We start from the raw sequence: 24,620 nt of genomic DNA, 5'->3' as shown, positions 1-24,620 counted from the left end.
CCAAACCAGGCTGGACGAAACCTGACACCGTTCTGTCCAGCCAACAGCCGCGTGCGCCGCAGCCCTAGTGGCAGACCCTTGACGGGGTGAATCGAGCTTGACATTGTTGAATTCTGATGGAGGAGGCGACCACCATGCGTGAGAAGGGTTGGTCCGTGAACATCGTCATTGACGAGCACGAAGGCCAAACACGGGCGAAGGCGCAGTTGCACGCGGAAAACCGGTCCGACCTGATAGGGGTTGGAATGGCCAGGCTGAATCCGAGGGACTCGGATGTCCCCGTGATCGGTGACGAGTTGGCCACCGCACGGGCGCTGGCAGACTTGGCGCATCAGCTGATCGAGGCCACCGCTACCGATATCGAGAGAGTCACCAAGGAAACGCCGCATCTCCGCGCTTAGTCTGCGTTCATGAGCACCGTTTTCGGCGGAATGGCCGTCAGCCTCGATGGGTACATCCGTTCTGAGAACGGGGACTTGTCGTGGCTGAACGATGCCATGGCCGAGGATGAGGACTACGGCTTTGAGGCGACTGAGCGCAGAACCGGCGCCTACGTCATGGGGGCCAATACGTACCGCGAAGTGGCGGGCATGGGCGGCGGGGGCTCTGCGGTTCCCACCCACGTTGTCACCCATGACGAAACTCTGGCCACCACAGGGAACACGCAGCTGTTTTCAGGGGATCTGGGCGATCTTGTTGCCCGGATCCAGTCCTCTATCCCTGCCGAAAAGGATATCTGCGTCTTCGGAGGGGGCCAGCTCGTCACTGAGTTTATCGAGTTGGGTTTGTTGGATGAGCTGGGCGTCGCTATCGTGCCGGTTATCCTGGGCGGCGGAGTGCCCTTCTTTGGCAGGATCAGCCAGTGGACGAGGCTGGAGCTCCGGGAGTGCCGCCACTTTCCGTCCGGCATAGTGCTGCTGACCTATGGGCTGAAACGGCTTCCTGCCTGACACACGGTAAGGGCCGGCCGGACCGCGGTAGGCTTTGGGGCATGGGGGGAAACCGATGGATCCGGCCTACGGGGCGGCTGCTGGTTTTGGCCTGTTCCGGAATGGCCCTGGGGGCTTGTGAATACGCCGACGACAGCCCGGCTCCGGCGGCGGCATCACCCGAACCGTCGCGGCCCGCGCCCCCTCGCCCGCCGACTGCCGACCCGCGCGTTGCCGAGGTCGCGGCCAGAAACCAGGCCCAGCTGGACAGCCTTTTGGGCCCTTCGCCTGAGGGCGTCGTGCTGGCCGGATCAGGCGGACTGGGCAGCGACGGCTTCAGGACCTCGGTCATTGGAATATCAAAGGGTAGCTACACGGTGACCGCAGCGTGCGTAGGCGTACGCGCTGCATCACTCTCCATCTCGCAGTCCGACCGTCGGGGAGGAACCGCACATGAGCTGGCCCTCGACTGCGGAACGGTGACGAGCACGAAGGTGAACCTTGAAGTGGGCCCGGTGTCCGCACACGGCTTTCGCATGAGCACCGAACCGGGGACCGCCGCCGTCGCCGGTTTCTGGATTGTTCCGGCACCCTGACCGGGCGAAGCCCCCTAAGAGCATCGTTCTCCCTGCAGCCCGCGCGGTCTTCGAACGAGCCCATATCGTGCAACGCTGGTGGCATGGATCTGGAAGTGTCACCCGCGCTCACGATTCCGTCGTCGGAACTCGGCTGGCGGTTCTCGCGCTCATCCGGACCAGGCGGTCAGCACGTCAACACCTCGGACAGCCGGGTCGAGCTCTCGTGGAACGTCGGCACCTCTGCGGCGCTTTCGGAGGGCCAACGGCTGATGCTGGCCACGCGCCTGGGGCGGCGTCTCATCGACGGGGTGATCACCGTGGCCGTCTCCGAGCAGCGCTCTCAGCTGCGCAACCGCGAGATCGCCCTGGCCAGGCTCTCCGACCTCGTGGCGGAGGGTTTAGCTCCCGAAGCTGCTCCCCGCCGTGCGACCAAACCCACACGGAGCTCGAACCGCCGGCGCCTCGCCGCAAAGGAACGGCGGGCGGCGACCAAACGACAACGTAAGCGGCCGTCCGCCGAGTAGCCCGGCCCGTGCCGACTAGCTTTCGGCCATGCCCTTGAGGGCGCCATAAAACGCGTTGATGAACATCCTGATGGCTGCCGCTTCACTGAGGCTGCCACGGTTTTTCAAGAGGTCGTCCACCTCACGGGGATCAAAGTGCGAATTGCAGAACATGAGGGCGAAGTCAAAAAGACCCTCGGAGAGGCCCAGCTCCCTAATGACCTCCCGCACTGGGCGCTCCCATGCTTCGTGGAGCGTGCCTATCACTTCGTCGCCACGGTGCAGCCTTGTCAAAAAGCCTTCCCGGGACCGGAGCTGGATCATGGCCGGCCCGTAGGTCTCCAGCAGCTTCACGTGGCGGGCCACAACATCCTCAAACAAAGCTTTTCCATGCAGAGGGGAACCGAGGCTGTAATCGCGCAGGTTTACCAGAACACCGTGCAGATACTCCTTGTGGAGCTCTTCCAGAGTCGGAAAGTAGCGGTAGGCGGTGGCCACTGACAGCTCGGCTTTCTGCGCGATCGCAGGCATGGAGGCGTTCTGGGGATCCTCGCGCAGAAGTTCTCCGGCAGCATTGAGGAGCCGCCGTTTGTTTCGGACGGTGTCGCGACGACTCCGCACCGACGGCGGGCTTGAAAGCTGTTCAGCGGCCAGGACGGTCACCCCTGTATCTCCAATATTCCTTGTTCAATGCGATCAAGGGCAGTCTTTAGGGTATCGAGATCTGCTGCGAAGGACAGCCTCAGGTGCCCCTCCCCGGAGGGACCATACTCACTTCCAGCTCGGAGGATAACGCCATACTGCTTGAATCGGTCCAACATTTCAGGGGATGGCAGGGCCTGGGGATAGCGGAAAAAGGCGTAAAAAGCTCCCGCCGGCTCGGTGAACTCCACTCCAGGGATGTTTTTCAGCCGTTCCACCACGTAGTCGCGCCGTTCCCTGTAGGCCTCCAGCATGTTGGACGAAATTCCCGGGCCGAGCCGGAGCGCCTGCAGCGCTGCGCGTTGCGCCGCGGCATTGACTGCGCTGTTCATGGTCCTGTGCACGGCACGGATTGAACCGATGAGCTCCGGTGGCGCAACCAGATAGCCGATCCGCCACCCCGTCATCGCGTACGTTTTAGAGAGAGTCTGGCAATAGACCAAGCGTTCCCGCAGCGACTCGATGGCCAGTGACGAGACGAAAGTGTCGTCGTACACCAGGTGGGCATAGGCCTCGTCGACCAACACCAACGTGTCAGTGCCTGCCAGCCCCTCGGCGAGTTCCTCGAGGGAACTCCTGCTGAAAACGGCGCCGGTGGGATTGACCGGATTACAGAGGGTGATCAGGCGGGCGCCAGCAGCGGCGTCGAGCAAGGCGGGCACATCAAGCTGGTTGTCGGGCCTGGTGGGCCCGAAGACCGGAACCCCGCCGGCCAGCCGCACGGCGTCCGGATAGAGGGAGTAGGTAGGCTCCGGAATGACAACCCTTTCTCCGGGATCTACAGACGCGAGGACTGTTGCCGTGATGGCTGCCGACCCTCCGTGAGTGACCAGGACGGATTCGGGCCCGACCGCGTGCCGGGATGCCGACGAAACCTCGTCCGCAATGTGCTGCCGCAGTTCCGGATCACCGTTTGCATCCCCGTAGTGCGTCCAGCCGGTGTGGAGGGCTTCCACGGCAGCATCGACGATTTCCGGCGGCGTATCAAAGTCCGGTTCGCCCATGGACAGCGAAAGAGCCCCGGCCGGTGCCGCTCCCCCCATGGGACGGAGGGATGTGGTGACGACACGGTCAATGGCTGCTGATGCGCGATACAAGTTCAACTTTTCTCCAATATTTGTGGTTTCCACTTAAAACTAAGACAGTAGTCGCAAGTTGACAAGAGCCATGCTCTTGACCCCCTAAGGGCGCTAGTTTGCCGCGTCCTTCTGCGGTCGACGCCGTGGATTCCGGGCGCATATCGCCTAACTGGTGGACGTTTGTTGAATATATTGCGAGTGTACTCGTAGTTGCGAGTGCTGACGCATTGTGCTTTAGTGTGACGTGAGGCACAGCGAAGTGCGGAGGTTCGCCCAAGCGGCGGCGCGGCACAGTTGCCTCAACTCAGTCCCGTCAGACACCGGTTCCCGTCCGCCGTCGCAAACCAGAAGGAGACCAGGCAGCACGCCGATCCCAATGACAAGAATTCAGGAACACAATGACGCCCCGGCACAAGGGGCGGTTAGCAGCGAGCAGTTACAGCGGTTGCTGTCGCTGGGAACGGCCACTGTCTACGAGGCGCAGGGTCAAAGGGGATCCATCGCCTCGGCGATCCGTCCGATCCATCCCGACATGAAAGTGGTGGGAACCGCGCTGACGGTCAACACCGCGCCGGGTGACAACCTCATGCTCCATCAGGCCGTCCTGATGGCCCAGCCTGGCGACGTACTCGTAGTCGACGCAAAGGGATTCACCGACGCCGGCCCCTGGGGCGACGTGCTCACCCTTGCCGCTCAACGTGCCGGTATCGCGGGGCTTGTCATCGACGGATCAATCCGCGACTCCGAAGCGATCATCAAGGCAGAGTTCCCGGTTTTCGCGCGCGGGATCTCCATTCGGGGAACCACCAAGGTGGATTCCGGCTCGATCGGAGGCACCATCAACCTTGCGGGTAGCACGGTGGAGCGCGGCGACATCATTGTCGGCGATCGTGACGGGCTGGTGGTGGTCAAAGCCTGCGAGGTTCTTGACGCTCTTCAGTCCGCCGAGGAACGGGAAGCCAAAGAGGAAGAGTTCCGGCACAGGATCATGGACGGCGCCTCCACTGCCGAACTCCTCGGATTGCTCCCCACCCTTCAGCGCTACGGATGGTGACCCATGACTATTTCACAGAACCCTGAAACGACCCTCGACCGCGACGCCGAAACCGGAGGTTCCCAGCTCATGATCTCAATGCAGGGAGTCAACAAGCACTTCGGGCCGCTCCACGTCCTGCGCGACATTGACCTCGAGGTTGCTCGCGGCCAGGTCGTCGTCATCCTCGGACCGTCCGGATCCGGCAAGTCCACGCTGTGCCGGACCATCAACAGGCTGGAGACCGTCGATGCCGGATCGATCTCCATCGACGGAAGGGCGCTCCCCCAGGAGGGCAAAGCCCTCACCCGCTACAGGGCCGACGTCGGAATGGTCTTCCAGTCATTCAACCTTTTTGCCCACAAGACCATTCTTGAAAATGTGATGCTGGCACCTCTGAAGGTGCGCAGACTGTCCAAGGTCGCCGCCCGGGACCGGGCAATGGCCCTGCTGGAACGGGTGGGCATCGCCAACCAGGCCGACAAACTTCCGGCCCAGCTCTCCGGGGGACAACAGCAACGCGTGGCCATTGCCAGGGCGCTGGCCATGGAACCGAAGGTGATGCTCTTCGATGAACCAACCTCGGCCCTCGACCCGGAAATGGTCACCGAAGTCCTGGACGTCATGACGTCCCTGGCCAAGGGAGGCATGACCATGCTCGTCGTCACCCACGAGATGGGCTTCGCCCGCCGGGCAGCAGACCGCGTGGTCTTCATGGCCGGTGGCCAGATCCTGGAAGACACCACACCGGGACAATTCTTCACCGCCCCGGCCACCGCGAGAGCCCGGGACTTCCTCGGCAAAATCCTCAGCCACTGATCCTGTAGCAACCAATCCCTCCCAGCAGCGCAGAAAGAATCCATCATGAAACTCAAGTCCCTCATTGCCCTGCCCGCCCTTGCCCTCATCGTCGCGGGTGCGGCCACCGGTTGCTCCAGCGCGGCCGGCAGCGAGGCCCAGGGCGTGGAGGCCAGGGCGGAAGCCGGCCAGTTGACCATCGGCATTGTCTTCGACCGCCCCGGCATTAGCCAGAAGAACCCGGACGGCAGCTTCAGCGGCTTCGACGTTGATGTCGCAAAGTACGTCGCCGGGAAGCTCGGCGTCCAGGAATCCGGGATCAAGTGGCAGGAAGCGCCCACCGCGCAGCGCGAAAACCTGCTGCAGAACGGCCAGGTGGACTACATCGTCGCCGCCTACACCATCAACGACGCCCGCAAGCAGAAGATCAGCTTCGCGGGCCCCTACCTGACAGTGGGACAATCCTTGCTGGTCCGCGCCGACAACACAGACATCACCGGTCCCGAATCCCTCAACGGCGGCAAGAAGCTGTGCTCAACCGCCGGATCCGTTCCCGCACAAAACATCAAGAAGAACTACAGCAAGGATGTGCAGCTGCAGGAGTACGACACCAACGCAGCCTGTGTCGAAGCGCTGAAGTCGGGCGCCGTTGACGCCATCAGTACGGACGACGTCGTCCTGGCCGGCTACGCCGCAATCAACGCCGGCAAGCTCAAGGTCGTCGGCAAGCCCTTCACCAAAGACTCCTACGGCATCGGGCTGAAAAAGGACGACACCGCGGGTCGGGCCAAGATCAACGACGCGATCGACGACATGATCAAGGACGGTTCGTGGGCGAAGGCCTTCGCAAAGAATCTTGGTCCCTCCGGATACCAGCAGCCTGCGGCCCCGGCAGTCAACAGGTACTAAAAGCACCTCAAGGAATCCGGAGCCAATCCATGGAAATCCTCACTGAATACGGCGACCAGCTGCTCACGGCGTTCATCCGTACCATTCAACTGGCAGCGCTGTCCGCCGTGGGTGCGCTGGTGCTGGGCACGCTACTGGCCGCGATGCGCGTCTCCCCGGTCTGGGCGCTGCGCACCGTGGCAACCGCCTACGTGAACATCGTCAGGAACACGCCGTTGACGCTCGTGGTCCTGTTCGCCTCCTTCGGCCTGGCCCAGCAGCTGGGCATTACCTTGGTCGATGCGAAGTCCCCGACCTCCATTACGGACAGTTCCTTCCGCCTCGCCGTGCTGGCGTTCAGCCTGTACACGGCAACGTTCGTCTGCGAATCGATCCGTGCGGGGGTCAACACGATCCCCGTGGGACAGTCTGAAGCCGCCCGCTCCCTGGGCCTGGGATTCACCCAGGGACTTCGGTACATCGTGCTGCCCCAGGCCTTCCGGGCCGTGATCGGGCCGCTGGGCAGCATTCTGATCGCACTGATCAAGAACACGACCGTCGCCTCCGTCATCGGCGTCGCGGAAGCCGCGCTGCTGATGAAGGAAGTCATCGAAAACACCTCGGCCCTGATCGTGGTCGGCCTGATCTTCGCCCTTGGCTTCATGTGCCTGACCCTCCCCACCGGCGCTGCCTTCAGCCACCTGAGCAAGAAACTGGCGGTAAGAACATGAGTACCAAACCCGCACTCAAAACCCTCTATGACGAGCCCGGCCCCCGCGGCAAAATCCTGAACCTCATCATCAGCGCCGCCTGCCTGGCAGGCCTTGCCACCGGCGCCGTCTGGGTCCTCTCAGCACTGAGCGGGAAGGGCCAGCTCGCGCCCGAGAAATGGCTGCCCTTCCTGACCGCCGACATGTGGCGCACGTACCTGCTGCCGGGCATCATCGGAACGTTGCAGGCCGCAGCGCTGGCCGTAGTTCTAGCCACAGTCCTGGGCATCCTGCTCGGCATCGGACGGATGTCAGAGAAGAGGTCCGTAAGGTACGGATGCACGGCCGTCGTGGAGTTCTTCCGCGCCATGCCGCTGCTGATCCTGATGATCTTCTGCTTCCAGGTCTTCGCCAATTACTCCCTCTTCCCTTCCACCCAGCTCGCGATGGCCGCGGTCGTCACGGGCCTGACCCTCTGCAACGGCGCGGTGATCGCCGAAATCGTCCGTGCGGGCGTCCAGGCGCTGCCCCGGGGACAACGCGAAGCATCGATCGCCCTCGGCCTGGGAAACGGTCAAACGATGCGCATGGTCCTCCTGCCGCAGGCCATCACTGCGATGCTGCCCCCGATCGTTGCGCAACTCGTCGTCGCGCTCAAGGACACGGCCCTGGGCTATCAGATCACCTACGTCGAAGCAGTACGGCAAGGCATCCAGGCGGGGTCGGCGTACTCCAACTACATTCCCGCGCTGCTCGTCGTGGCGGCGGTCATGATCGCCATCAACTTCGCCTTGTCCCAACTCGCCGTGACCGTCGAGAACAAGCTGCGAAAGGGCCGGAAACCCGTCGCGAAGGCGGCGGACCGGCAGGTCGCGGTACCCGCCCTTTGACTCCGCATTCGACGGCGGCGCCGTGCAGCTTTGGCGACGGACCGCCGTCGAACTTCCTCGACAGCCGACCCGAGTAGAAAGGTATCCAGGTGGTTGTTACACCGATCATCAGCAATAAAGGTCCTGAGTTGGGAGCAATGACTGGCCACCATGCACCGGCCAGTGGTTGGTGGCGTCCCGACGGCGACCCCACGCCGTACCGCTACCTGCAGCAAGGAGAGCTGATGCCTTCGCTTGATGGCAGGCCTGTCTGCTGGATGCTTGTTCTGAAGCTCGTCCCGACTCAGCAGGGGAACGCGCGGGTGCGCAGCTGACGACGTACCGTGTCAAAGGAGTGACCCAGCTCCATTACTTCCACGATGAGAAAGACGACTTGATGGAAACAATTGATGACCGTTTAGCTTCGATTGGCCTTCGGCTCCCTGATGAGCCTCTGCGACCCGGCGGCAGCTACGTGCCGTTCGTTTGGTCGGGGAATCAACTGTTGGTTGCAGGCCAGATCTGCCGCGTGGGGGAAGAAATGCAATTCACAGGAGTCGTGGGCGATGGGCTCACCGTCGAGGACGGCCAAGCGGCTGCACGACTGTGCGCCCTGAACACCCTTGCCGTGGCGGGGGCAGCGTGCGGCGGGGACTTCAGCCGTCTTCGTCTGCTCAGTTTGAGCGGTTTTCTCCGGTGTGTCCCTGAATTCGGCGAACAGGCCAAGGTCATGGATGGTGCATCCGAAGTCTTCCTTCGTGCCCTCGGTGACAATGGCAGGCACGTCAGGACCGCCGTCGGCGTCTATGCGCTTCCCCGGCAGGCAGCCGTCGAGATTTCGACCGTATTTGAACTGGTGAAAGACAATGACTGACCAGCAGCCCATGGACGTGTTCAGCATCGGGCAAATTAGACAGGCCGCCTACCGGATCACGGACTACGTTGTTAGGACGCCGCTGCTCTCTTCGCCGATGCTGGACAAGGCAGCCGGTGCCCGCGTGTGGGTCAAAACGGAAGCTCTTCAGCTGACGGGTTCCTTCAAGATCCGCGGGGCCTTGAACAAGGTCCTGGGGCTCAGCGAGGACAACCGCAAGAACGGAATCGCGGCATTTTCGGCAGGCAATCATGCCTCGGCCGTCGCCGCAGCCGCGAGCATCGTTGGTTGCCCTGCCGTCATCGTTGTACCCAGCAACGCACCGCGGATCAAAGTTGAGAACTGCCGCTGGTGGGGCGCAGAGGTTGTCTTCTATGACCCGGCCACGGAAGACCGCGCCGAGATTACCCAAGCAATCGCAGCCCAACGAGGAATGACCATCATCTCGCCGTTCGACGACCACGCCATCATGGCGGGTGCTGGAACCACTGGCCTGGAAATGGCTGAGCAGCTGATCGCGGCAGGCCAGAAACCTGATGCCGTTGTCATCAATTGCAGCGGAGGCGGCCTCGCATCCGGCGTCAGTGAAGCGATGGGGCACTTCTTCCCGGAGATCGAAAAGTACATCGTTGAGCCGCAGGGCTACGACAAAATGGCGCACTCGCTCGCCGCCGGTGAAGTACGCAGCAACCCTGCCGTGCGTCACACGATTATGGACGGCATCAGCGGTCCCGTCGCCGGAAAGCTTCCCCTGGAAGTTCTTCTCCGCCACGGCGTGAAGGCACTCACGGTAGACGACGGCGAAGCGCTGGCGGCCGTCGCCACCTCCTTCTACACCCTGAAAACGGTGATCGAACCCGGCGGCGCGGCATCCTTGGCAGCAGTCCTGTCGAAGAAGGCCAACTTCGCGGGCAAGACGGTAGCGATCGTCGCTTCAGGTGGCAACGTGGACCCGGCCGTGTATACCCGAGCACTCGTCGAAAACCCGCTGAAGCTGGCCTGAGACACCCGGGGATACCGGGCGCCTGGAAGCTAGGCCCGATATGGGCCGGATTTACTGCTTGCCGTATTTGCGGTGGACGGCCTGTTTGCTGACACCGAGGCACAATGCGATCGCCTCCCAGGACAAGCCCGCCTGCCGGGCTTTGCGGACCAGGGACGCTTCGGTGCGGCCAACTTCCTTCTGCAGTTCCGCCACGGCATACAGTGCCTCGGCTGGACCCTTGCCGTCCATCGATGCCACAAGCGTTTTCATCCGCTCCACCTCCATGCGTCAACTTTAGTTGACGTCGATGCCGGCGTCAACAAAAGTTGACGATGCAGGCCCCTGACTCAGCTGCCTGGAAAGGGCCTTCGAGCCGTTCCCTCATGACGCCTTCCGCAGAGATGAATGCCGTATGACTTGACGAAATTTAATGGACCATATATCGGAGCTCAAGAAGCAAATTAGGGTGAATATAGGCTTATATCCATCGAGTTTAGTTACGATTTGACCCGCTCAGATAGGCGATGTTAGGTTCGTTCTGCTATCCGGAATAGTGTCTTACAAGAAAAGCAAACTGCCGCATCAGCAGCAGTTTTTTTATAGGGGGAAAATTGGAAACGAACATCGAAGCGTTTATGGCGTCGTACTCGAACCTGGCTTCAGCTCAGGACGTGGCAGCGTCTGCAGTTGCAGAAGCACCGGGCACGACGCCGGCCACCGTGGCGACTCCCGCCACGCCGTGGCTCTTCGCAACGAGCTCCTTCCTCTGCTAGGAGACCGTGATCGACGGCCGCCCGGCAGTGTTCCATTGCCGGGCGGCTTCTCCTGGGAGGAGTGTTCGTGAGATTTACCCACCGCACGGGACTGGCTGTGGAACTGTATGAGGATCGTGGAGCCGGCAGCGTCGCCATATGTTGGACGTACAAGTCGGGATTTAGGGACGACCCCGCAGGTCTGGCAGGCCTCGTTCACGTGGGTGAGCACCTGGTATTTGAGCAAGGCACGACTGACACTTCGGGGAGTGTCGAACACCGTGCCGCTTGCCAGGGCTTAATTGCGGGCGCCAAGACGATGCCCAACTGTACGCAGATCACGTTTCTGTGCGACGCCGCCGACGTTCTTGCTGCGTTGGAGCTGCACCTGCCCGGGCGTCCGCTCGGTGGGGAGCAGGCTTATCTCTCGGCCATAAGTGCCGTCGATGCGGAGGTTCGGGACTCACTCGCGCGGCATCATGGCAGACGGGAACCATGGGTAGACCTCAGCCAGAGTCTCTATCGCGAGTGGAGTCTCTCGCACGATGGGTTTGGCTACGGCGTGAAAGAACTGCGAGGCGCATACGGTGACGTTCACGACTTCTTGGCATCCGCCTTTAGTGCTTCGAATTGCGTTCTGACAGTTACCGGAGATTTCCGCTCCTCTGATGTCATAAACTACTTGGATAGAATTGAACTTCCCGCCTATTCCCAAACTTACGCCAGCGCCGATCGAGAAACGCAACCGATTCAGTGGCATAAACCTTCGGAGCAGATAGTAGCCGGGTCGTCAGGCGCGATATTGCCTGGGCCGGAATTGTCGCTCGCGGACTACATGGCAGTGTGGTTTGCCGTCGAGGCCTTGAAGATGAGTCTGCCTGATATCGACATGTCGCTCGGGTTTTTCGGGCCTTTACGTTCACGCTCTCCGGAGACTCTGGTCATGTCTGACCGCATGGGACGAGTAATTGACATTCATCACGTCCGCGCTACGGTCTCGCGACTACTCACCGCTACGGAAGACGAGGTTTGCGAGGCCAGAAGGCACCTCCGGTTTGCCATGCATCACGAATTTTCCGGGCAGCAAGGTCGTACGTCGACGCTTGGACGACTGACAGCCCTCTGCGGTCCGGGCACTGGAAGCAGAGCGCTTCGTGCCGCCTTCGAAAACCTAGGCCCAGCACACCTCTGCAGAGGTGCGAGCCTACTCATGGAGTCGCTAGACCAACAGCAATCAGAATCAGGAATGTCAGCATGAAACCGATCGGCGTTCCTATTTCTCTATCGCCAACCGGCCCGGTCATCATTCCAACTCCTTCGGCGCTGAATGTATACGACCTGCGATTCCTGGTACGAACGTCGGTGGATGGCCCTCCAGCCGAACGTCTGCTGAACAGCGTCAGAACGAACCTCCGCGGTTTGCCGGCGACAATTCAGGTGATCGCCAGGACTGACTCTATGGTGGTCGCCGCAAGGACCGCGGATCGGGACCTGCTTGTTGTCTTGTCCGGCATCGCCGACGGAGTACGGATGGCGATCAGGGAAGCCGCGAACGCGCCTGCTGATGACCACCTGGACAAGGAACAGCCCAATCCGCTGCACCTGCACTTTCCAATTGCGTGGACGAAGTCTCCCCGGTGGAAGGAGAGTCCCTCACAGGAGTCCGTACCGGCTGCGAATGCCGAGCCCTTCCTGGCTCAGCTGACTCTTGTCATCCAGGGTGCCGACGGGCCATGGCTGTCCACCGTGCTGGATCAGCTTGACCTTGAGGTCGAACGGAAAGTCGCTGCCTACGCCCCCGTCCATGCTGGGGTGCGTTCAGCCCAGCGGATCCACATTCCAGGGGACCGGAGTACCGTACTTTTTTCGCTGCCTGTGCCCGCCCGCGCCCTCGGCGCTTCCCTGGCGACCCTGGCAATTCACCAGTTCGCTGCCGGCGGTGCGGGCTCACTGCTGTACGAAGAAATTGTCATGCGGCGCCCGATCACCTATTCCCTGATCAACGTTCCTCTCCATGGGCGCGGAGGGGGCCTAAATCTTTTATCGTTCTCCATCCCGTCGGAAAACGAGATGGACGCTCTCGACGGCATCCAACGGGCAACGGAACCCCTATCGTCAGACAGCGTGTATTCCATCTACTCCGGGTTCTCCCGCTGGCTAAGGCTGGGAGCTTCCAATCCCGGCGTCCTCGTGGACCTGATAGCCAATCTGCTAGCCAGCGTTACAGAGCCAGCGCTCATCGGCGAACGCGTTCAAGAAATAAACGACTTTCGGCCCCGCGATATTTTGGCCGATCTCAATGACGCGCCCTTGGCCACTCAACACTTAACGATCTTCTCCGGCACAGGACACAGATAAAAAATGAAACTTCTAGTCGTGGTCACCGGCGCGGCCAGCGCCATGTTTGCGCCCTTTCACCTCAATTGGCTCCGAGTGGCTAAGCCTCACATAGAGCCGCACGTTGTGCTGACGGAGTCTGCCTGTCGGTTTGTGCAGCCCCTTGCCATCAAGACCCTGATCCAATCCCGGGTCAACGTTGACGTTTGGTCCGATTTCCCCGACGGCAGTTCACCGCATGTTGACCTCGGAACGTGGGCCGACGCGGCTGTGGTTCATCCGGCGACTTTCAGTTACGTAAACAAATTCGCCGCGGGTTTCGCCGAATCTCCTTCTTTGCTGGCACTTCACTGCACTTCAGCGCCGATTGTCTTCGCCCCGTCGTTTCCCCCAGGCATCGAACCCAACGTTTGGCTCAACCGTTTGGCGCAGATGGAACGAACCCATGTCCTTCCCTTTGCGCCGGCATTTAGCAACGGTACCGGGGGCACCGAAAACAGTGCATGCGGGCCGTTCTCGGCTGCTGTCGATCTTGCGGAGGCGCTCATTGGCTGAGCCGATCCGTCCCGTCCTTCTCCACAGGAACGCCAACCACAGGCGTTCGACCGAAATCTATTCTCTCGAGGACAGGCATGTATGGGTCCGCGAGCACAAGGACCTCAGCCCCCAGTCCTGGCAAGCGCCGCCGGAATTCGAACGTGTGGGGAAATTGGTTTTCAGCGCAGGGCGGTGCCACGAGGGAAAGTGGTTTCATACTCTCGAAGCCTCAACGTCCATACACCCGTTGTTCCAGACGACCCTTGACGGCGCAGATCCTTCACTCCCCCAACTCCTCAGCGATCTTGGGGAGGGGGCGTTTCAGTTTGAACAGACCCAGCAGGCGCTTGTCCAGAACCCGGTGCCGGCCGTAGTGGCATTTCTGTTGGGCTGGAAATCGTCATTTGACGTTGTTGAAGGGAGCGTTCGGATTCGTGCGGAGCTGGTGGCGACTCTTGGGGCTGAATGGCTTAAGGACCTGGAGGTCTGGTACCTACAGGAGACGGCGTCCGGCTCCAGCCATGGCGAATTTTCTGTCGCCAACATTACGCTTTCGCCGACCGGACCTGTGGTACTTCGGGACCCGACATCAGTTGCTGCACCACGGGGCTTTGACGTGGGTTGGCTCATCGGCGACTTCATCGAGTTTGCGCTATCACCGCTGACGCCATTTTCCGCTCGCGACGCTGCGGAGGCGGCCCGCCTGGTGCGCCAGGGATACGAACGTGCTGCGTCCCAAACCGTGTCGCCCGACGACCAGGCGACGGAAAAGTCATTGAAGATCGCCGCTCAATTGCGAATCATCTACCACTACGTCGAGTATCGCCTGCACCCAGACCTTGATCAGGTTCACGCCACGAAAGCATTGGATCTCATCGGCCCCGAGATCTTGGGTGAAGGCGGGTCAGTCCTGAGTTTCGTCCTCAGCGGGTCGAGCAACCTTGGAGGGCAGTACCATGCCGGATAGCGGAGGAACTCAAGCATCAATGAGAGCCGCCGAACGAATACTTGGTAGGCCGCTCACGCTGGTGACGACACCTACCCCGCTCAAGGGCAGGAACCTCAACATAGTTGTCCAGGATTCGAGCTGCCAACGCTACTTCATTAAGCGGCTGAGGGACGGGGAAGGATCGGCGGGACGTATGTCCATTCTGGAGGATGCCCAGGGAAGGCTCAGCCGCATACCGCTCCCCACCCCAGGTCTGATCGGCATCGACCCGGCGCAAAGGCTGGCAGTTTATGAGTTTTCCGGCGGAGAACCACTCCCCCTGGTACTCAAGTCGGGTCAGGACTCGGATCTGCTGTGGGCAGATTTCGGTAGCGTGCTCGGCAAACTTCATTCGGGCGGCACCGAAGGTCTGCCTGCCACGCCTCGGGAGGTACCGCGGACGGGAATGGACATCTTGAAGGAATTCAGCTTCGAGGCATTCTGGTCGCTGAGTGCAGCTGAGGTCGAATTGTGGCGGATCCTGCAGAAGGCTGCAGCCGACGGAAGGGTGGATCTCGATGCCCATGAGGTCCCGGCCGAACCGGTTCTCATTCACTACGACCTGCGCCTGGACCAGGCCTTGTGCGTGCACGACCGGGTGATGTTGCTCGATTGGGAGGAGATGCGCTCGGGAGACCGCGCCCGTGACTTGGGGATGTTCTTCGGAGACATTTTGTCCGAGACGGTTTACGGCGTTTTGGACAACTTGGACGAGTCTGACCTTGCACCCGACGAAGCGGTAGGTGCGCTGATGATTTCGGCCGGGCGGCGCGCAAGTCGGGCCATCGGGCTTGTCGTCGACGGATACTTGACGGAGTTCACGAGTTCACGCCGGGTGGCCGAGCTGGGGCATCTAAAGCTGCTCGGACGGCGGGTCGCGCACTATATGTTTCGGCACCTCTTGGAGCGGGTTGGCTCCCGGAGTGCGATAAGCACTCAACTGACAGGAATCGACCGCGGAATCGTAGCCATCGCGTTGGAGATTGCCCAACAGTTGCCTGCTGCTGCCAACGCGTTCGGTTTTGACTTCCAGGCAAGGGTACAAAATGCTTGATCCTGTAGTTCTCCAGATCCGACGCGAGATACAGATTAGTGACGACTGCAGAATGTTTACAGCCCGCGGCGAGTCCCACGCCAATGCGTCAGCCCGCGAATTGCGGCATAGCTTACGCAGTTATATTTACCGGGCATGGCACGGTGACGGGCCGACGCTTGCACCGAGCTTATCCAAGGAAGATCTTCACGATGACGGCTTCTACGCAAGACTTCGTGCTGTTACGGAGGACCCTCTGGCCGCCCGAGAGGTTCCGTGCCTTGGTAATGCAGACTGCGGTTTGACTTCTCTTCAGGGAATACGGGTGCGGTTCCGCCTCCGGGAGCATTGTCTGCCTGGCGGAAGGCACTGGATCCACGTGCCTAAGCTCAGGCCCTACATTTCTCCCGGCTACATTTACTACAGCCACTTGCCCTTCGATGATCCGTCGGTCGCGTGGAGGGTGTACGTCAATGCGAAAGACATGGATTCAGCGCTAGCTATTTGGAAGAATCTCGTTGGCTCCCTTCCCCGTGCAGGGATTATGAATTTCCACGCGAAAGTTGCTGCAACCGAGGCGATGTTCTCCCGACGGGATGCCTTGGTCGTTTATCTGGAATCATGGAACGACGAACTGCGCTCTGTGTTTGAATCATTGGTCGAGTCCGCAGCCGTGAATCCCGAGACATCCGCAATCACGTGCCGAATTGCCGCGGGAGTGTCGGTCGGGCAAGAGCCTCGATCCGCTGGAATTTTCCGCGGGATGAGTTTTGGTCAACATCGAAGCCATGTTCTGGCCAACGCACTCGTCGATACGAAGGATATGCCGTCAAGTGCAGCGAAAGCCGTCATCGCTGAAATGCTAACTGTGTCGGGGATCGACCCCTTGACTATTTATCGGAATGCCGGACTGGTGCTCTGAAGGAGTGGAGAACATCGTGTCAGAGACAAGTCAAGTGCTGCTGAGCTGCAACAACATGTCCGCCGGCTACGGCAGGGCAAGCATCTGTGATGACATCACGTTTCAGCTCGGGTTGGGGCAGACGATTGCGATAGTCGGTCCGAATGGCTCCGGGAAATCAACCATCGCAAGGACGATACTTTGCCGTCAGGCTCCCCTCGCCGGGACCGTGCGGCTGAGGGGGGCGGCGGTGGACGACAGGACGGCAGCGTACCGTTCTGCTGTTTCCGCCGTATTCGATGAGGACGCGTTCTTTCCTTCGCTGACCGTCGCCGAGCATCTGGAGCTGATCGCGAGGGGTCACGGCATGCCGGACGTGGCGGCAAACGTGGAATATGAGCTGTCGTTTTTTGGGCTCGAGAAGCATGCCCGGTCGCAGCCGCACGAACTTTCGTCCGGGCAGCGGCGCCGTGTCCTACTTGCTGCGGCGTTCATCAGGCCATTCGAACTCCTCGTCCTGGATGAACCAGAGCAGCGGTTGGACGCTGAAATGCGGAGCAAACTCGCGGACCGCCTGCGCCGGACCGTAGCAGGCGGTGCGGCGAGTGCATTGGTGGTGACCCACGATCTCGAACTGGTCAAAGATGCTGCGGACTACTACCTCGTTGCGGGTGCTCGCGCGAGCATGGTGCCCGCCGAAGTTTTCCAGGCTGGGCAGATCGCGTGACTGTGACAACATCGGCGCGGGCTGCTGCCCGGGTAGAAAAGCCCTTCAGCCCGTCGCGGTTTACGCGGCTGCGTTCCCACCCCGACCGCGGGGGGCGGATGCGGGAGGTAATGGGCGATATCTACATAGCCTCTCTCTGGGTGTTCGTATTTGCCATGTACGGAGTGGCCCTTTTGGGTGTCGTGCGGGAAGCTCTTACCCAGCGAGAGCCCGGCAGCCTGGATGATGCGGCAGGCCTGGTGCCCCTTAACGACGCATTGTCGGTTTCGATGGTTGCTGTGGCTGCATTGGGTGTGACTCTGCTCGTCCGCATGGGACCCATGTCTGTCACCGGGCCCCAGGGCTTCTGGTGGCTGGGGTTGCCGTTGGACCAGCGCAGCATGTTGCGCAGCCGGTATTTCAGGCTGTTTACGGTGGCGGTGATTGTTGCACTAGTCGGCTTTATGCCCCTTGCCGTCGCTGAATCTGATAACTGGATGTCATTGCTGACGGCCTTGGTGATGTCGGGCCTGCTCGGGGCATCATGCTTTTGCGTCGCGGCAACTGTACAGCTTCAGCGACTCCGGGCGCGGACCCTCAAGGTTTGCCTCGCGCTCATTGTGGCCGCGCCACTCGCAATTCTGATTTCCGCGCTGGTTTATGCCTCGGGAGGGAACATTGATCCGTTCACCAAGACGCTTCAGTTCCTGCCAACTTTCTGGCCGGTGCTGGCGCTAACCGGAGATGCACCCTGGCAGATCGCAGCGCCGGCGTTTGTGGCCGTGGCACTGTGGTTGTCGTGGATAGGTCGGCGGCTTCACCTCTTCCGGGCTGAGGAGCTCAAAGAGGCAGGAAACGCCTCCGGCTACTTCGCGGCATCGCTGTATTTCATGGATTTCAGGTCGGCTGGGCTGGCCCTGCGTTCTGGTAGCAGTGGATCCTCCCGCAAGCCTTTGCTAAGGCTCCCCGGGATCACTGGAGCCTTCCTTTCGGCAATTGGAACAGCGTTTCTCCGGACGCCGGGCCTTGCCGGCAAGACAATAGCCCTCTGCCTGATCCCGGCGGCGGCGCTAAGCGTTGAGGGAATCTCCCGCAACGCAGCATTGTCCCTTTCCGTCGTGGTCTGTGCTGGCATCGCGTGCCGGCTCGCGGCCACGGCCGCCATACCCTTTGCCGACCAGCCTGCCCTCGAGTCGTGTTTTCCGCTAAGTGCACAGAAAGCCCGGAGGCTTCATCTGCTCATCCCGGCAGGTTACTTGGCAGTTTGGGGGGCGGGCACTTTCCTTACACTTGCCTTTTTCGATCCTCTCGGACCGCTGCTCGCCCTGCAGATAGGAGTCGCCATCGCGGGGATGGCCGGGGCAAGCGTGAGATGGGCATTCCGCCCCGAACAAGACCTGTCCTCGCCCCGATCAGTTCAGGCAACCGCCCTGGCTGGTCTGATCCGTGGCCCCGATGCCTTCATCCTCGGCGCCGCACCTCTCGCTGGCGCGCTGTACGCAGGTCAGGCGTCGGCCATTCTCGTAGCTGTTCAACTGGCCGCAGGGGTTGCCGCGGTTCTGTGGGCTACGAGCTTGCCGAGGCGCCGGGTGAGGTTCGAAGACCTCGGATGAGGCATTCCACTCTGGCCGGGACGAGTAGCCGATGGACAAAAGATCATGCACCCCGGAAATCCGGGGTGCATGATCTTTTGGGGCCAGAAGTATGAAGCAGCCTCAGCCGTGGTTGTACATGACGTGTTTGGTGCGGGAGAAGTCCTCGAGGGCGTAGGTGGAGAGGTCCCGGCCGTAGCCGGAGCCCTTGAATCCGCCCCAGGGCATTTCGTTGGCGATAACGAGGTGCGAGTTGACCCAGACCGTGCCGAAGTCAAGCCGGCGCGGAACGGAGAGGGAGCGGGCCGCGTTGGTGGTCCACACCGAGGCGGCAAGGCCGTAGACGGTTTCGTTGGCCCGTGTGACGGCCTCTTCCTCGGTGCTGAAGGTCTCCACCGACACGACCGGGCCGAAGATCTCCGTACTAATGACCGCGGCACCGGCGGGCACGTCGGTCACGACAGTGGGTTCGATGAAGTAGCCCGGTCCCTCCAGGGCGTTGCCGCCGACGGCGATGGTCAGGCCCTCCTTGCGGATGTCGTCAAGTGCAGCCAGCACCCTCTTGTAGTGGGACCCCGAGATCATGGAACCGATTTCGACGTCGTCGCCGGCACCGGGGGCGCCGACCGAGATGTCGCTCACTTCACGCACCAGCAGTTCAGTGAACTTCTCTGCGACCGATTCATGGACCAGGACACGGCACGCCGAGCCGCATTCCTGCCCACCGTTCCAGAACCCGGCGGAGCGGACGCCCTTGGCGGCTGCCTCCAAATCGGCGTCGTCAAAGATGACGACGGGCGCTTTGCCGCCGAGTTCCAGGTGCACGCGTTTGACGGTTGAGGCTGCGCTGGCGGCGACCTTCTGGCCGCTGCCAACGCTTCCGGTGATGGCGACGAGGTCGACGTCGGGGTGTTCCGAGATCCGGTTTCCCACGACGCGCCCGGGGCCCGTGACGATGTTCAGGACACCGGCCGGAACCTCGTCGGCGATGAGCTCAGCCAGCTTGAGCGTGGTCAGCGGCGTCTGCTCCGAGGGTTTGAGCACGAGGGTGTTGCCGGCGCCCAGGACCGGGGCGATCTTCCAGGCGGCCATCAGCAGCGGGTAGTTCCACGGCGTGATCACGCCCACGACTCCCACAGGCTCGTGGAGGATCACGGAGGTGTGGTTCTCTGCGTAGTCGCCCGCGCCGGGTGCGGTGAAGGTGCGGGCCGCGCCTGCTGAAAACCTGAAGGTGTCAATCGCACTGGAGATATCGTCTTCGGCCACCGCGGCCGGTTTGCCGGTGTTGGCAGCCTCGAGGGTCTCGAGCAGTTCGCGGTTGGCCTCGATGATGTCTGCGATGCGAAGCAGGACCGAGGAACGTTCGTTGGGGGTTTTCGCTGCCCAGCCGGCCTTGGCCGCTACCGCGGCCGCGACGGCGGCGTCGACGTCCTCGACCGAACCGGAGGGGACCTGCATGAGGATTTTCTCGGTGGCCGGGTTCTCCACATCGACGGTCGAAGTGGAGCTCGACGCGACGAACGCCCCGCCGATGAACTGGCCGAAAGGAGGCAGGGAAGGGGTGAGCGCGCCTTCGGCTCTGCGGACGGTAAATGATGCTGTTTCAGTCGTGGTCATGGTCTTATCCCACTTTCACGTTGAGGGCGGAGATGGCGTGCTGGACCCGCGCGAGGTCCTCGGCGTTGAGGTCGGCCGTGGGTCGCCGGGGCGAGCCGGCGGGAAGGCCCTGGAAGGTCAGGCCGGCCTTGACGGCGGGGATGAACGGCACGGACAGGAGCGCATCGATGACGGGGTACACGGAGTTCCAGAGTTCGCGGGCTCCGGTGAGGTCGCCGTCGGCGATCAGTCGGCTGACGGCGACGATTTCGTTGGGGACGACGTTGGCGGTTCCGGCCATGACGCCTGCTGCGCCTTCGGCGAGGGCGCTGTAGAGGTAGACATCCCATCCGATGAAGGTGCCGATGACATCGCTGTGGTGGTGGATCAGCTGGAGTGCCTGTTCCCAGTTCGCGCTGGAGTCCTTGATGTACTTGATGTTCTCCACGTCCTCGGCCAGCGCGCGGACCGTTGCCGGGTCCAGGTTGACGCCGGTGACGGCCGGGATGTTGTAGAGCATGACCGGAATGTTGACGGACCGGGCGACGTCCTTGATGTACGTGACCGTTTCCTCCAGGGACAGCGGCTCGTAGTAGGGCGTGATCAGCATGAGCACGTCGGCGCCGGCCTTCTCGGCCGCCTGGGAGAGCCGGATGGCCTCGGCCGTTGAGGTTGCGCCGGTGTTGGCGATGACCGGAACGCGCCCGTTTGCCTGCTCGATAACCGTGTTGATAAGGAGCAGGCGTTCCTCGGAGGACAAGGCGCCGACTTCGCCGGTTGATCCTGCGGCGACGACGCCGTCGACGCCGGCGTCGATGGAGCGGTCAACGATCAGCCGCAGGGTAGCCACGTCGATGGTTTCGTCCTGGTTGAAGGGGGTGGACAGTGCCGTCAGGACACCGCTGAGTTCTTTGGCCATGAGTGATTCCTCTTTTTCTGTACGGTTGTGGGAAGTATTGGTTCAGGCGACGATCGAGAAGCCGGCGTGCGGCGGTGCCTGCCGCTCCGTGGCCAGCAGGCTGGCGGCTTCCTGGGCCGCCGAGAAGCCGGTGGTGATTGAGCTTTCGGTGTAGAGGGTTCCGAGGAAGTCTCCCGCCAGGAACACGCGGTCCGTCCCCCGCATGAGCGTCGACTGGAGTTTGGCCCTTCCGGGGAAGCAGTAGGGGGAAGCATTCTTCCACCGTTCCGTCCTGGCCTCGACGACGCTGTCTGCGAATCCGTGGCCGAGAACCTGGTCCAGATCGGCAAGGTGGGTCTGAGTGACTTCCTCGTCGCTCTTGTCCAGCAGCGCGCGCCCCAGGCCGGCCGGCGAGAACGTCATGAAGCTGCCGCCGGGCTTCCGCACGGACTCGGAACCACGGACGATGCTCGCTTGGTTCAGCGCGATCGCGAACGAGCGCTTCGGCGCCGCGATGGCATAGATGTCGTCCCAGGGCCGGGCTGATGTCTCGTTGGTCAGGAAGGCCGTGCTGACGTGCGGGCCGTACTTGACTTGGCCGAGTGCACCGCGCAGATCCGCGGGAAGGTCCACGCCAATTTTGTGCGACACATCAGCGGTGGTCGCAAGAACGACGGCGCGGGCCTCCACTTCACGGTCGACCCCGTCTTGGCTGTACCTGACGACGACGGAGTTCTTCCTGTGCACCACCTCCTGCACGGTGGCTCCGAGCTGGATGCGGTTGCCCAGTGAGGCCGCGATCGACTCGGTCAGTGTGGACGGGCCACCGACGATGCCCCGGTTGAGCCCCTGGCCGATACCCAGCACCAGGCTGAAGTACCCGATTCCCGCGCCGGCGGAGATTTCGTCCATGTCACCGGCTGATCGTGTGACAGTGGTCTTGAACAGTGCGGCTGCGTCCTCTGACAGGTTTCCAATGAAGTCAAGGAACGAACTGTCGTTCTCGAAGTCATAGATGCGCTGCTGCCGCATGGCACCGGATTCCCCGGCGCGCTTCCTCACGACGCCCGTGTACTTGGCGACGCCGCTTACCACCTTCATGCCGGCCCGCAGCGTGTCGATGCGCGACGAGAGGGACATGGGGATGCGGAATGGGTACGTGGCGATGTGTCCGCTGCGAATGAACTTGCCGTTCATGGACAATGCCTGGAGGGATCCGGGGATCTGAACAGCCGTAACGCCGACCTCGTTGAGCAAGGAATCCGTGGACGATCCGGCCCCGGCGAAGACGTGTCCTCCCCAGTTCAACCAGTAGGCGCCCCGGCGCTCCGAGCGAATCCGCCCGCCGGCACGCCCGTCCGCCTCCAGCAGGAGCGTATCCCAGTGACGCAGGCGCCACCCGGCCGAAAGACCGGCGAGTCCAGCGCCGACGATGACTACATCTTTCATAGTGAAAACTTTCATTCTCGAGGGGTCTAAGGGTGCCAGGGCTGCCATCAGCAGACGGCATCGAGCCTGGGGTGACGGCGAGTCTGTTGAGGCGGCTTCGTGGAGCCAGCTGCCTTGTCCGCCAGCATCAGAAGTGTGCCCCTGATCACAATCTAAAGCATACATCATTGTAGGATTAATGGAATAGCTTTTTTAGCAGAGAAGCCACTGTTACCTGCGGTCCGCATGGCAGGCTCTCAAATCAGTGAACAGGCGTGTCGCGGCTGCTTGGCCGAGCCTTTACCAATAAACATTGAATGTGTAAAGATTCAACGTAATAGGGAAAGTGCGCTCGTTAGCTCGCTCCCATACCAGCAGGAGGGAACCGGGAATGCAGAACACGGCAATCTCCACGCGCGCTTTGGATCTGCTCTTGCTGTTGCGCGGAAGCGAGCCCGAAGGACTGGGCCGCGCCGACCAGGTTTCGTATCAAATAGAAACCGCGATTTTGATGGGGATTCTGGCCGAAGGCGACAGGCTGCCGACAGAGTCTGTACTTGCAGGAGAACTTGGTATCTCGCCGATAACCCTGCGCCAGTCCCTCGCCGCCCTCCGGACAAAGGGCTTAATCGAGACCAGTCGAGGCCGCAGTGGCGGAAGTGTCATCCGCCGCCAGATCGAACTCACCGACACTCAGCTGCGGCACAAACTTCGGGACACCAGCACGGAATCCCTCAGGGACCTTGGTGACCTACGGGCCGCTATCGCGTCGATGTCCGCCCGGCTCGCCGCCAGCCGTGCAGATCCCCAGAACGTTGCCCATCTGATGGATCTGGCCAAACGCCACGCGGACACCGCTGATGAACGGGCGCGGCGCCGGATGGACAGCCGTTTTCATGTGGCGGTCAGCATTGCCTCGCAGTCCAGCCGGTTGACATCGGCAGCCCTTCAACTTGAGGCAGAGTTGATGACTCTGTGGTGGGGCCACGCAGAAAAATCCAGCAGCCAGAGCATATTGGCGCAGCAGCATATGGCGATCGTCGACGCGATCAAGGAGCGCGACCCCGACGCCGCCGCAGAGGCAGCTGAACTCCACAGTAGAAGCGAGACTGAATACTTGATAGAGCAGCATTTGAAATTGACGATGCAGGCTGGCGAAGATGCGTGACGTGGAAACGGTGCGGGCAACCCTTGAGCGGACGGCGGAGGCCATCTCGTTCAGTATCGGCAGCGTTTTCGAGGATCTGGAGAAGATCGCCGGCGCAGTCACTGCTGCGGCATTTAACGCCCGCGGCGTTCCGCGGCGCAGTGCATTCCATTTCCTGAAACAGGACCTGGCAGACTTCATCTCCCAACACTCCGGCGTGATCGTCGGAGCCGGAATCGCTTACGCTCCCGGGAGCCTCGCCGAAGCGCCGCACTGGCTCGAATGGTGGCGGGCGCAACCCGCAGGTTCTTCGGGTGAGCCGCGCTTCGTCACGCACGACCTCAACCCGGACTCGCTAAATTACTACGACTACACAAGCCGGGAATGGTTCACAGCCCCCTCCGCAAGCGGTAAGCCCGTCGCAGTGGGCCCGTACGTTGACTTCGGCGGCATCAACGTCAACATCATTACGCTTTGCGTTCCCGCGCCTACACCGCACGGTACCCATATTCTTGGCGGTGACCTCACCCTGGCGAAGCTCGAGGGCGTTTTTCTCCGGGCGCTCCAGTTACGCGACCCTTCGGTGGTGCTGCTCGGGCCGAACGGCCGGGTCATCGCCTCCAATGACGCCCGCATTGCTTCGGGCACCCTGATTCTGGACGATGACATGCGCCGCGTGGAGGAATCTTTGGATGTCTCACCAGGCAATCCGACTCGCCTGCCCTGGAAGCTCATCAGCCTGCGCCAATAAAGCATG

The 24,620-nt window shown here is 61.6% G+C and carries 27 protein-coding genes; 21 read left to right on the top strand and 6 right to left on the bottom strand.

The window, feature by feature from the left end; genetic code table 11:
• Window positions 1-134 precede the first annotated feature (134 nt).
• The 4 genes from JYA52_RS09440 to arfB all read left to right on the top strand — a co-directional run bounded on the left by JYA52_RS09440 (window position 135) and on the right by arfB (window position 2,031).
• Window positions 135-401, top strand: coding sequence for a DUF1876 domain-containing protein (locus tag JYA52_RS09440; RefSeq protein WP_205652928.1), 267 nt, complete (start codon window positions 135-137; stop codon window positions 399-401).
• A 9-nt stretch (window positions 402-410) separates the two neighbouring features.
• Entirely contained in the window at window positions 411-950 is a 540-nt protein-coding gene (locus tag JYA52_RS09435) for a dihydrofolate reductase family protein (RefSeq protein WP_240460144.1), read from the top strand.
• 41 nt (window positions 951-991) lie between these two features.
• Window positions 992-1,525, top strand: coding sequence for a DUF6023 family protein (locus JYA52_RS09430; RefSeq protein WP_205652927.1), 534 nt, complete (start codon window positions 992-994; stop codon window positions 1,523-1,525).
• Window positions 1,526-1,608: 83 nt separating this feature from the next.
• Window positions 1,609-2,031: an alternative ribosome rescue aminoacyl-tRNA hydrolase ArfB gene (gene arfB, locus JYA52_RS09425; protein ID WP_205652926.1), complete on the top strand. Its 423-nt coding sequence runs from the start codon at window positions 1,609-1,611 to the stop codon at window positions 2,029-2,031.
• Between the two features lie 15 nt (window positions 2,032-2,046).
• Here arfB and JYA52_RS09420 read toward each other — a convergent pair whose 3' ends face one another.
• Both JYA52_RS09420 and JYA52_RS09415 read right to left on the bottom strand, forming a co-directional pair.
• Complete coding sequence (locus JYA52_RS09420) at window positions 2,047-2,673, bottom strand: TetR/AcrR family transcriptional regulator (RefSeq protein ID WP_205652925.1); 627 nt, start codon at window positions 2,671-2,673, stop codon at window positions 2,047-2,049.
• Window positions 2,670-3,815 carry a pyridoxal phosphate-dependent aminotransferase gene (locus JYA52_RS09415; RefSeq protein ID WP_205652924.1) on the bottom strand — a complete coding sequence of 382 codons (1,146 nt, stop codon included), beginning with the start codon at window positions 3,813-3,815 and terminating at the stop codon, window positions 2,670-2,672. Before JYA52_RS09415 ends, JYA52_RS09420 begins: the two co-directional genes overlap by 4 nt.
• Before the next feature lie 352 nt (window positions 3,816-4,167).
• Here JYA52_RS09415 and JYA52_RS09410 point away from each other — a divergent pair, with 352 nt between their 5' ends.
• The 7 genes from JYA52_RS09410 to JYA52_RS09380 all read left to right on the top strand — a co-directional run bounded on the left by JYA52_RS09410 (window position 4,168) and on the right by JYA52_RS09380 (window position 9,966).
• Entirely contained in the window at window positions 4,168-4,845 is a 678-nt protein-coding gene (locus tag JYA52_RS09410) for a 4-carboxy-4-hydroxy-2-oxoadipate aldolase/oxaloacetate decarboxylase (protein WP_205652923.1), read from the top strand.
• A 69-nt stretch (window positions 4,846-4,914) separates the two neighbouring features.
• Entirely contained in the window at window positions 4,915-5,643 is a 729-nt protein-coding gene (locus tag JYA52_RS09405; protein WP_205652991.1) for an amino acid ABC transporter ATP-binding protein, read from the top strand.
• A 45-nt stretch (window positions 5,644-5,688) separates the two neighbouring features.
• Window positions 5,689-6,531, top strand: coding sequence for a glutamate ABC transporter substrate-binding protein (locus tag JYA52_RS09400; protein ID WP_205652922.1), 843 nt, complete (start codon window positions 5,689-5,691; stop codon window positions 6,529-6,531).
• A gap of 29 nt (window positions 6,532-6,560) precedes the next feature.
• On the top strand, window positions 6,561-7,241 hold the full coding sequence (locus JYA52_RS09395) for an amino acid ABC transporter permease (RefSeq protein WP_205652921.1): 681 nt from the start codon (window positions 6,561-6,563) through the stop codon (window positions 7,239-7,241).
• The gene (locus JYA52_RS09390) at window positions 7,238-8,110 is read left to right on the top strand and encodes an amino acid ABC transporter permease (protein ID WP_205652920.1); all 873 of its coding nucleotides are present in this window, start codon (window positions 7,238-7,240) and stop codon (window positions 8,108-8,110) included. The genes JYA52_RS09395 and JYA52_RS09390 overlap by 4 nt, the downstream gene beginning before the upstream one ends.
• 334 nt (window positions 8,111-8,444) lie before the next feature.
• Window positions 8,445-8,963: a RidA family protein gene (locus JYA52_RS09385; RefSeq protein WP_205652919.1), complete on the top strand. Its 519-nt coding sequence runs from the start codon at window positions 8,445-8,447 to the stop codon at window positions 8,961-8,963.
• A complete protein-coding gene (locus tag JYA52_RS09380; protein WP_205652918.1) occupies window positions 8,956-9,966 on the top strand; it encodes a threonine ammonia-lyase in 1,011 nt (336 codons plus the stop codon). Before JYA52_RS09385 ends, JYA52_RS09380 begins: the two co-directional genes overlap by 8 nt.
• Before the next feature lie 51 nt (window positions 9,967-10,017).
• On the opposite strand, the gene JYA52_RS09375 is transcribed toward JYA52_RS09380, so the two are convergent.
• The gene (locus JYA52_RS09375) at window positions 10,018-10,233 is read right to left on the bottom strand and encodes a death domain-containing protein (RefSeq protein ID WP_104174334.1); all 216 of its coding nucleotides are present in this window, start codon (window positions 10,231-10,233) and stop codon (window positions 10,018-10,020) included.
• Window positions 10,234-10,559: 326 nt separating this feature from the next.
• On the opposite strand from JYA52_RS09375, the gene JYA52_RS09370 reads away from it, so the two are divergent.
• From JYA52_RS09370 to JYA52_RS09335, 8 genes are all read left to right on the top strand, one after another.
• On the top strand, window positions 10,560-10,721 hold the full coding sequence (locus JYA52_RS09370) for a hypothetical protein (RefSeq protein ID WP_205652917.1): 162 nt from the start codon (window positions 10,560-10,562) through the stop codon (window positions 10,719-10,721).
• A gap of 1,233 nt (window positions 10,722-11,954) precedes the next feature.
• Window positions 11,955-13,058 (top strand): peptidase M16 family protein, encoded by a 1,104-nt coding sequence (locus tag JYA52_RS09365; protein ID WP_205652916.1) that lies wholly within the window; start codon window positions 11,955-11,957, stop codon window positions 13,056-13,058.
• A 3-nt stretch (window positions 13,059-13,061) separates the two neighbouring features.
• The gene (locus JYA52_RS09360; RefSeq protein ID WP_205652915.1) at window positions 13,062-13,592 is read left to right on the top strand and encodes a flavoprotein; all 531 of its coding nucleotides are present in this window, start codon (window positions 13,062-13,064) and stop codon (window positions 13,590-13,592) included.
• A complete protein-coding gene (locus tag JYA52_RS09355) occupies window positions 13,585-14,541 on the top strand; it encodes a hypothetical protein (RefSeq protein WP_205652914.1) in 957 nt (318 codons plus the stop codon). The genes JYA52_RS09360 and JYA52_RS09355 overlap by 8 nt, the downstream gene beginning before the upstream one ends.
• Window positions 14,531-15,616, top strand: coding sequence for a phosphotransferase (locus JYA52_RS09350; RefSeq protein WP_307869344.1), 1,086 nt, complete (start codon window positions 14,531-14,533; stop codon window positions 15,614-15,616). The genes JYA52_RS09355 and JYA52_RS09350 overlap by 11 nt, the downstream gene beginning before the upstream one ends.
• A gap of 358 nt (window positions 15,617-15,974) precedes the next feature.
• Window positions 15,975-16,517, top strand: coding sequence for a T3SS effector HopA1 family protein (locus JYA52_RS22935; protein ID WP_205652912.1), 543 nt, complete (start codon window positions 15,975-15,977; stop codon window positions 16,515-16,517).
• 4 nt (window positions 16,518-16,521) lie between these two features.
• Window positions 16,522-17,223, top strand: a complete 702-nt coding sequence (locus tag JYA52_RS09340; protein WP_205652911.1) for an ABC transporter ATP-binding protein — start codon at window positions 16,522-16,524, stop codon at window positions 17,221-17,223.
• A 110-nt stretch (window positions 17,224-17,333) separates the two neighbouring features.
• Complete coding sequence (locus JYA52_RS09335) at window positions 17,334-18,815, top strand: DUF6297 family protein (protein ID WP_205652910.1); 1,482 nt, start codon at window positions 17,334-17,336, stop codon at window positions 18,813-18,815.
• Between the two features lie 102 nt (window positions 18,816-18,917).
• Here JYA52_RS09335 and JYA52_RS09330 read toward each other — a convergent pair whose 3' ends face one another.
• Genes JYA52_RS09330 through JYA52_RS09320 form a run of 3 tightly spaced genes read right to left on the bottom strand, consistent with a single transcriptional unit; the run spans window position 18,918 to window position 22,737 of the window.
• Complete coding sequence (locus tag JYA52_RS09330; protein WP_205652909.1) at window positions 18,918-20,411, bottom strand: aldehyde dehydrogenase family protein; 1,494 nt, start codon at window positions 20,409-20,411, stop codon at window positions 18,918-18,920.
• A 4-nt stretch (window positions 20,412-20,415) separates the two neighbouring features.
• On the bottom strand, window positions 20,416-21,309 hold the full coding sequence (gene dapA / locus JYA52_RS09325; RefSeq protein ID WP_205652908.1) for a 4-hydroxy-tetrahydrodipicolinate synthase: 894 nt from the start codon (window positions 21,307-21,309) through the stop codon (window positions 20,416-20,418).
• 42 nt (window positions 21,310-21,351) lie between these two features.
• The gene (locus tag JYA52_RS09320; protein ID WP_205652907.1) at window positions 21,352-22,737 is read right to left on the bottom strand and encodes a protoporphyrinogen/coproporphyrinogen oxidase; all 1,386 of its coding nucleotides are present in this window, start codon (window positions 22,735-22,737) and stop codon (window positions 21,352-21,354) included.
• 370 nt (window positions 22,738-23,107) lie between these two features.
• Between JYA52_RS09320 and JYA52_RS09315 the strand changes: the two genes are divergently transcribed.
• Both JYA52_RS09315 and JYA52_RS09310 read left to right on the top strand, forming a co-directional pair.
• The gene (locus JYA52_RS09315) at window positions 23,108-23,884 is read left to right on the top strand and encodes a FadR/GntR family transcriptional regulator (RefSeq protein WP_205652906.1); all 777 of its coding nucleotides are present in this window, start codon (window positions 23,108-23,110) and stop codon (window positions 23,882-23,884) included.
• Window positions 23,877-24,614, top strand: a complete 738-nt coding sequence (locus JYA52_RS09310; protein ID WP_205652905.1) for a cache domain-containing protein — start codon at window positions 23,877-23,879, stop codon at window positions 24,612-24,614. The genes JYA52_RS09315 and JYA52_RS09310 overlap by 8 nt, the downstream gene beginning before the upstream one ends.
• Window positions 24,615-24,620: the final 6 nt, after the last annotated feature.

Source organism: Arthrobacter pascens (assembly GCF_017052465.1).
Lineage (GTDB): Bacteria > Actinomycetota > Actinomycetes > Actinomycetales > Micrococcaceae > Arthrobacter > Arthrobacter pascens.
Note: the sequence above shows the minus strand (reverse complement) of the source record. Positions and strands in the feature narration are given on the sequence as shown.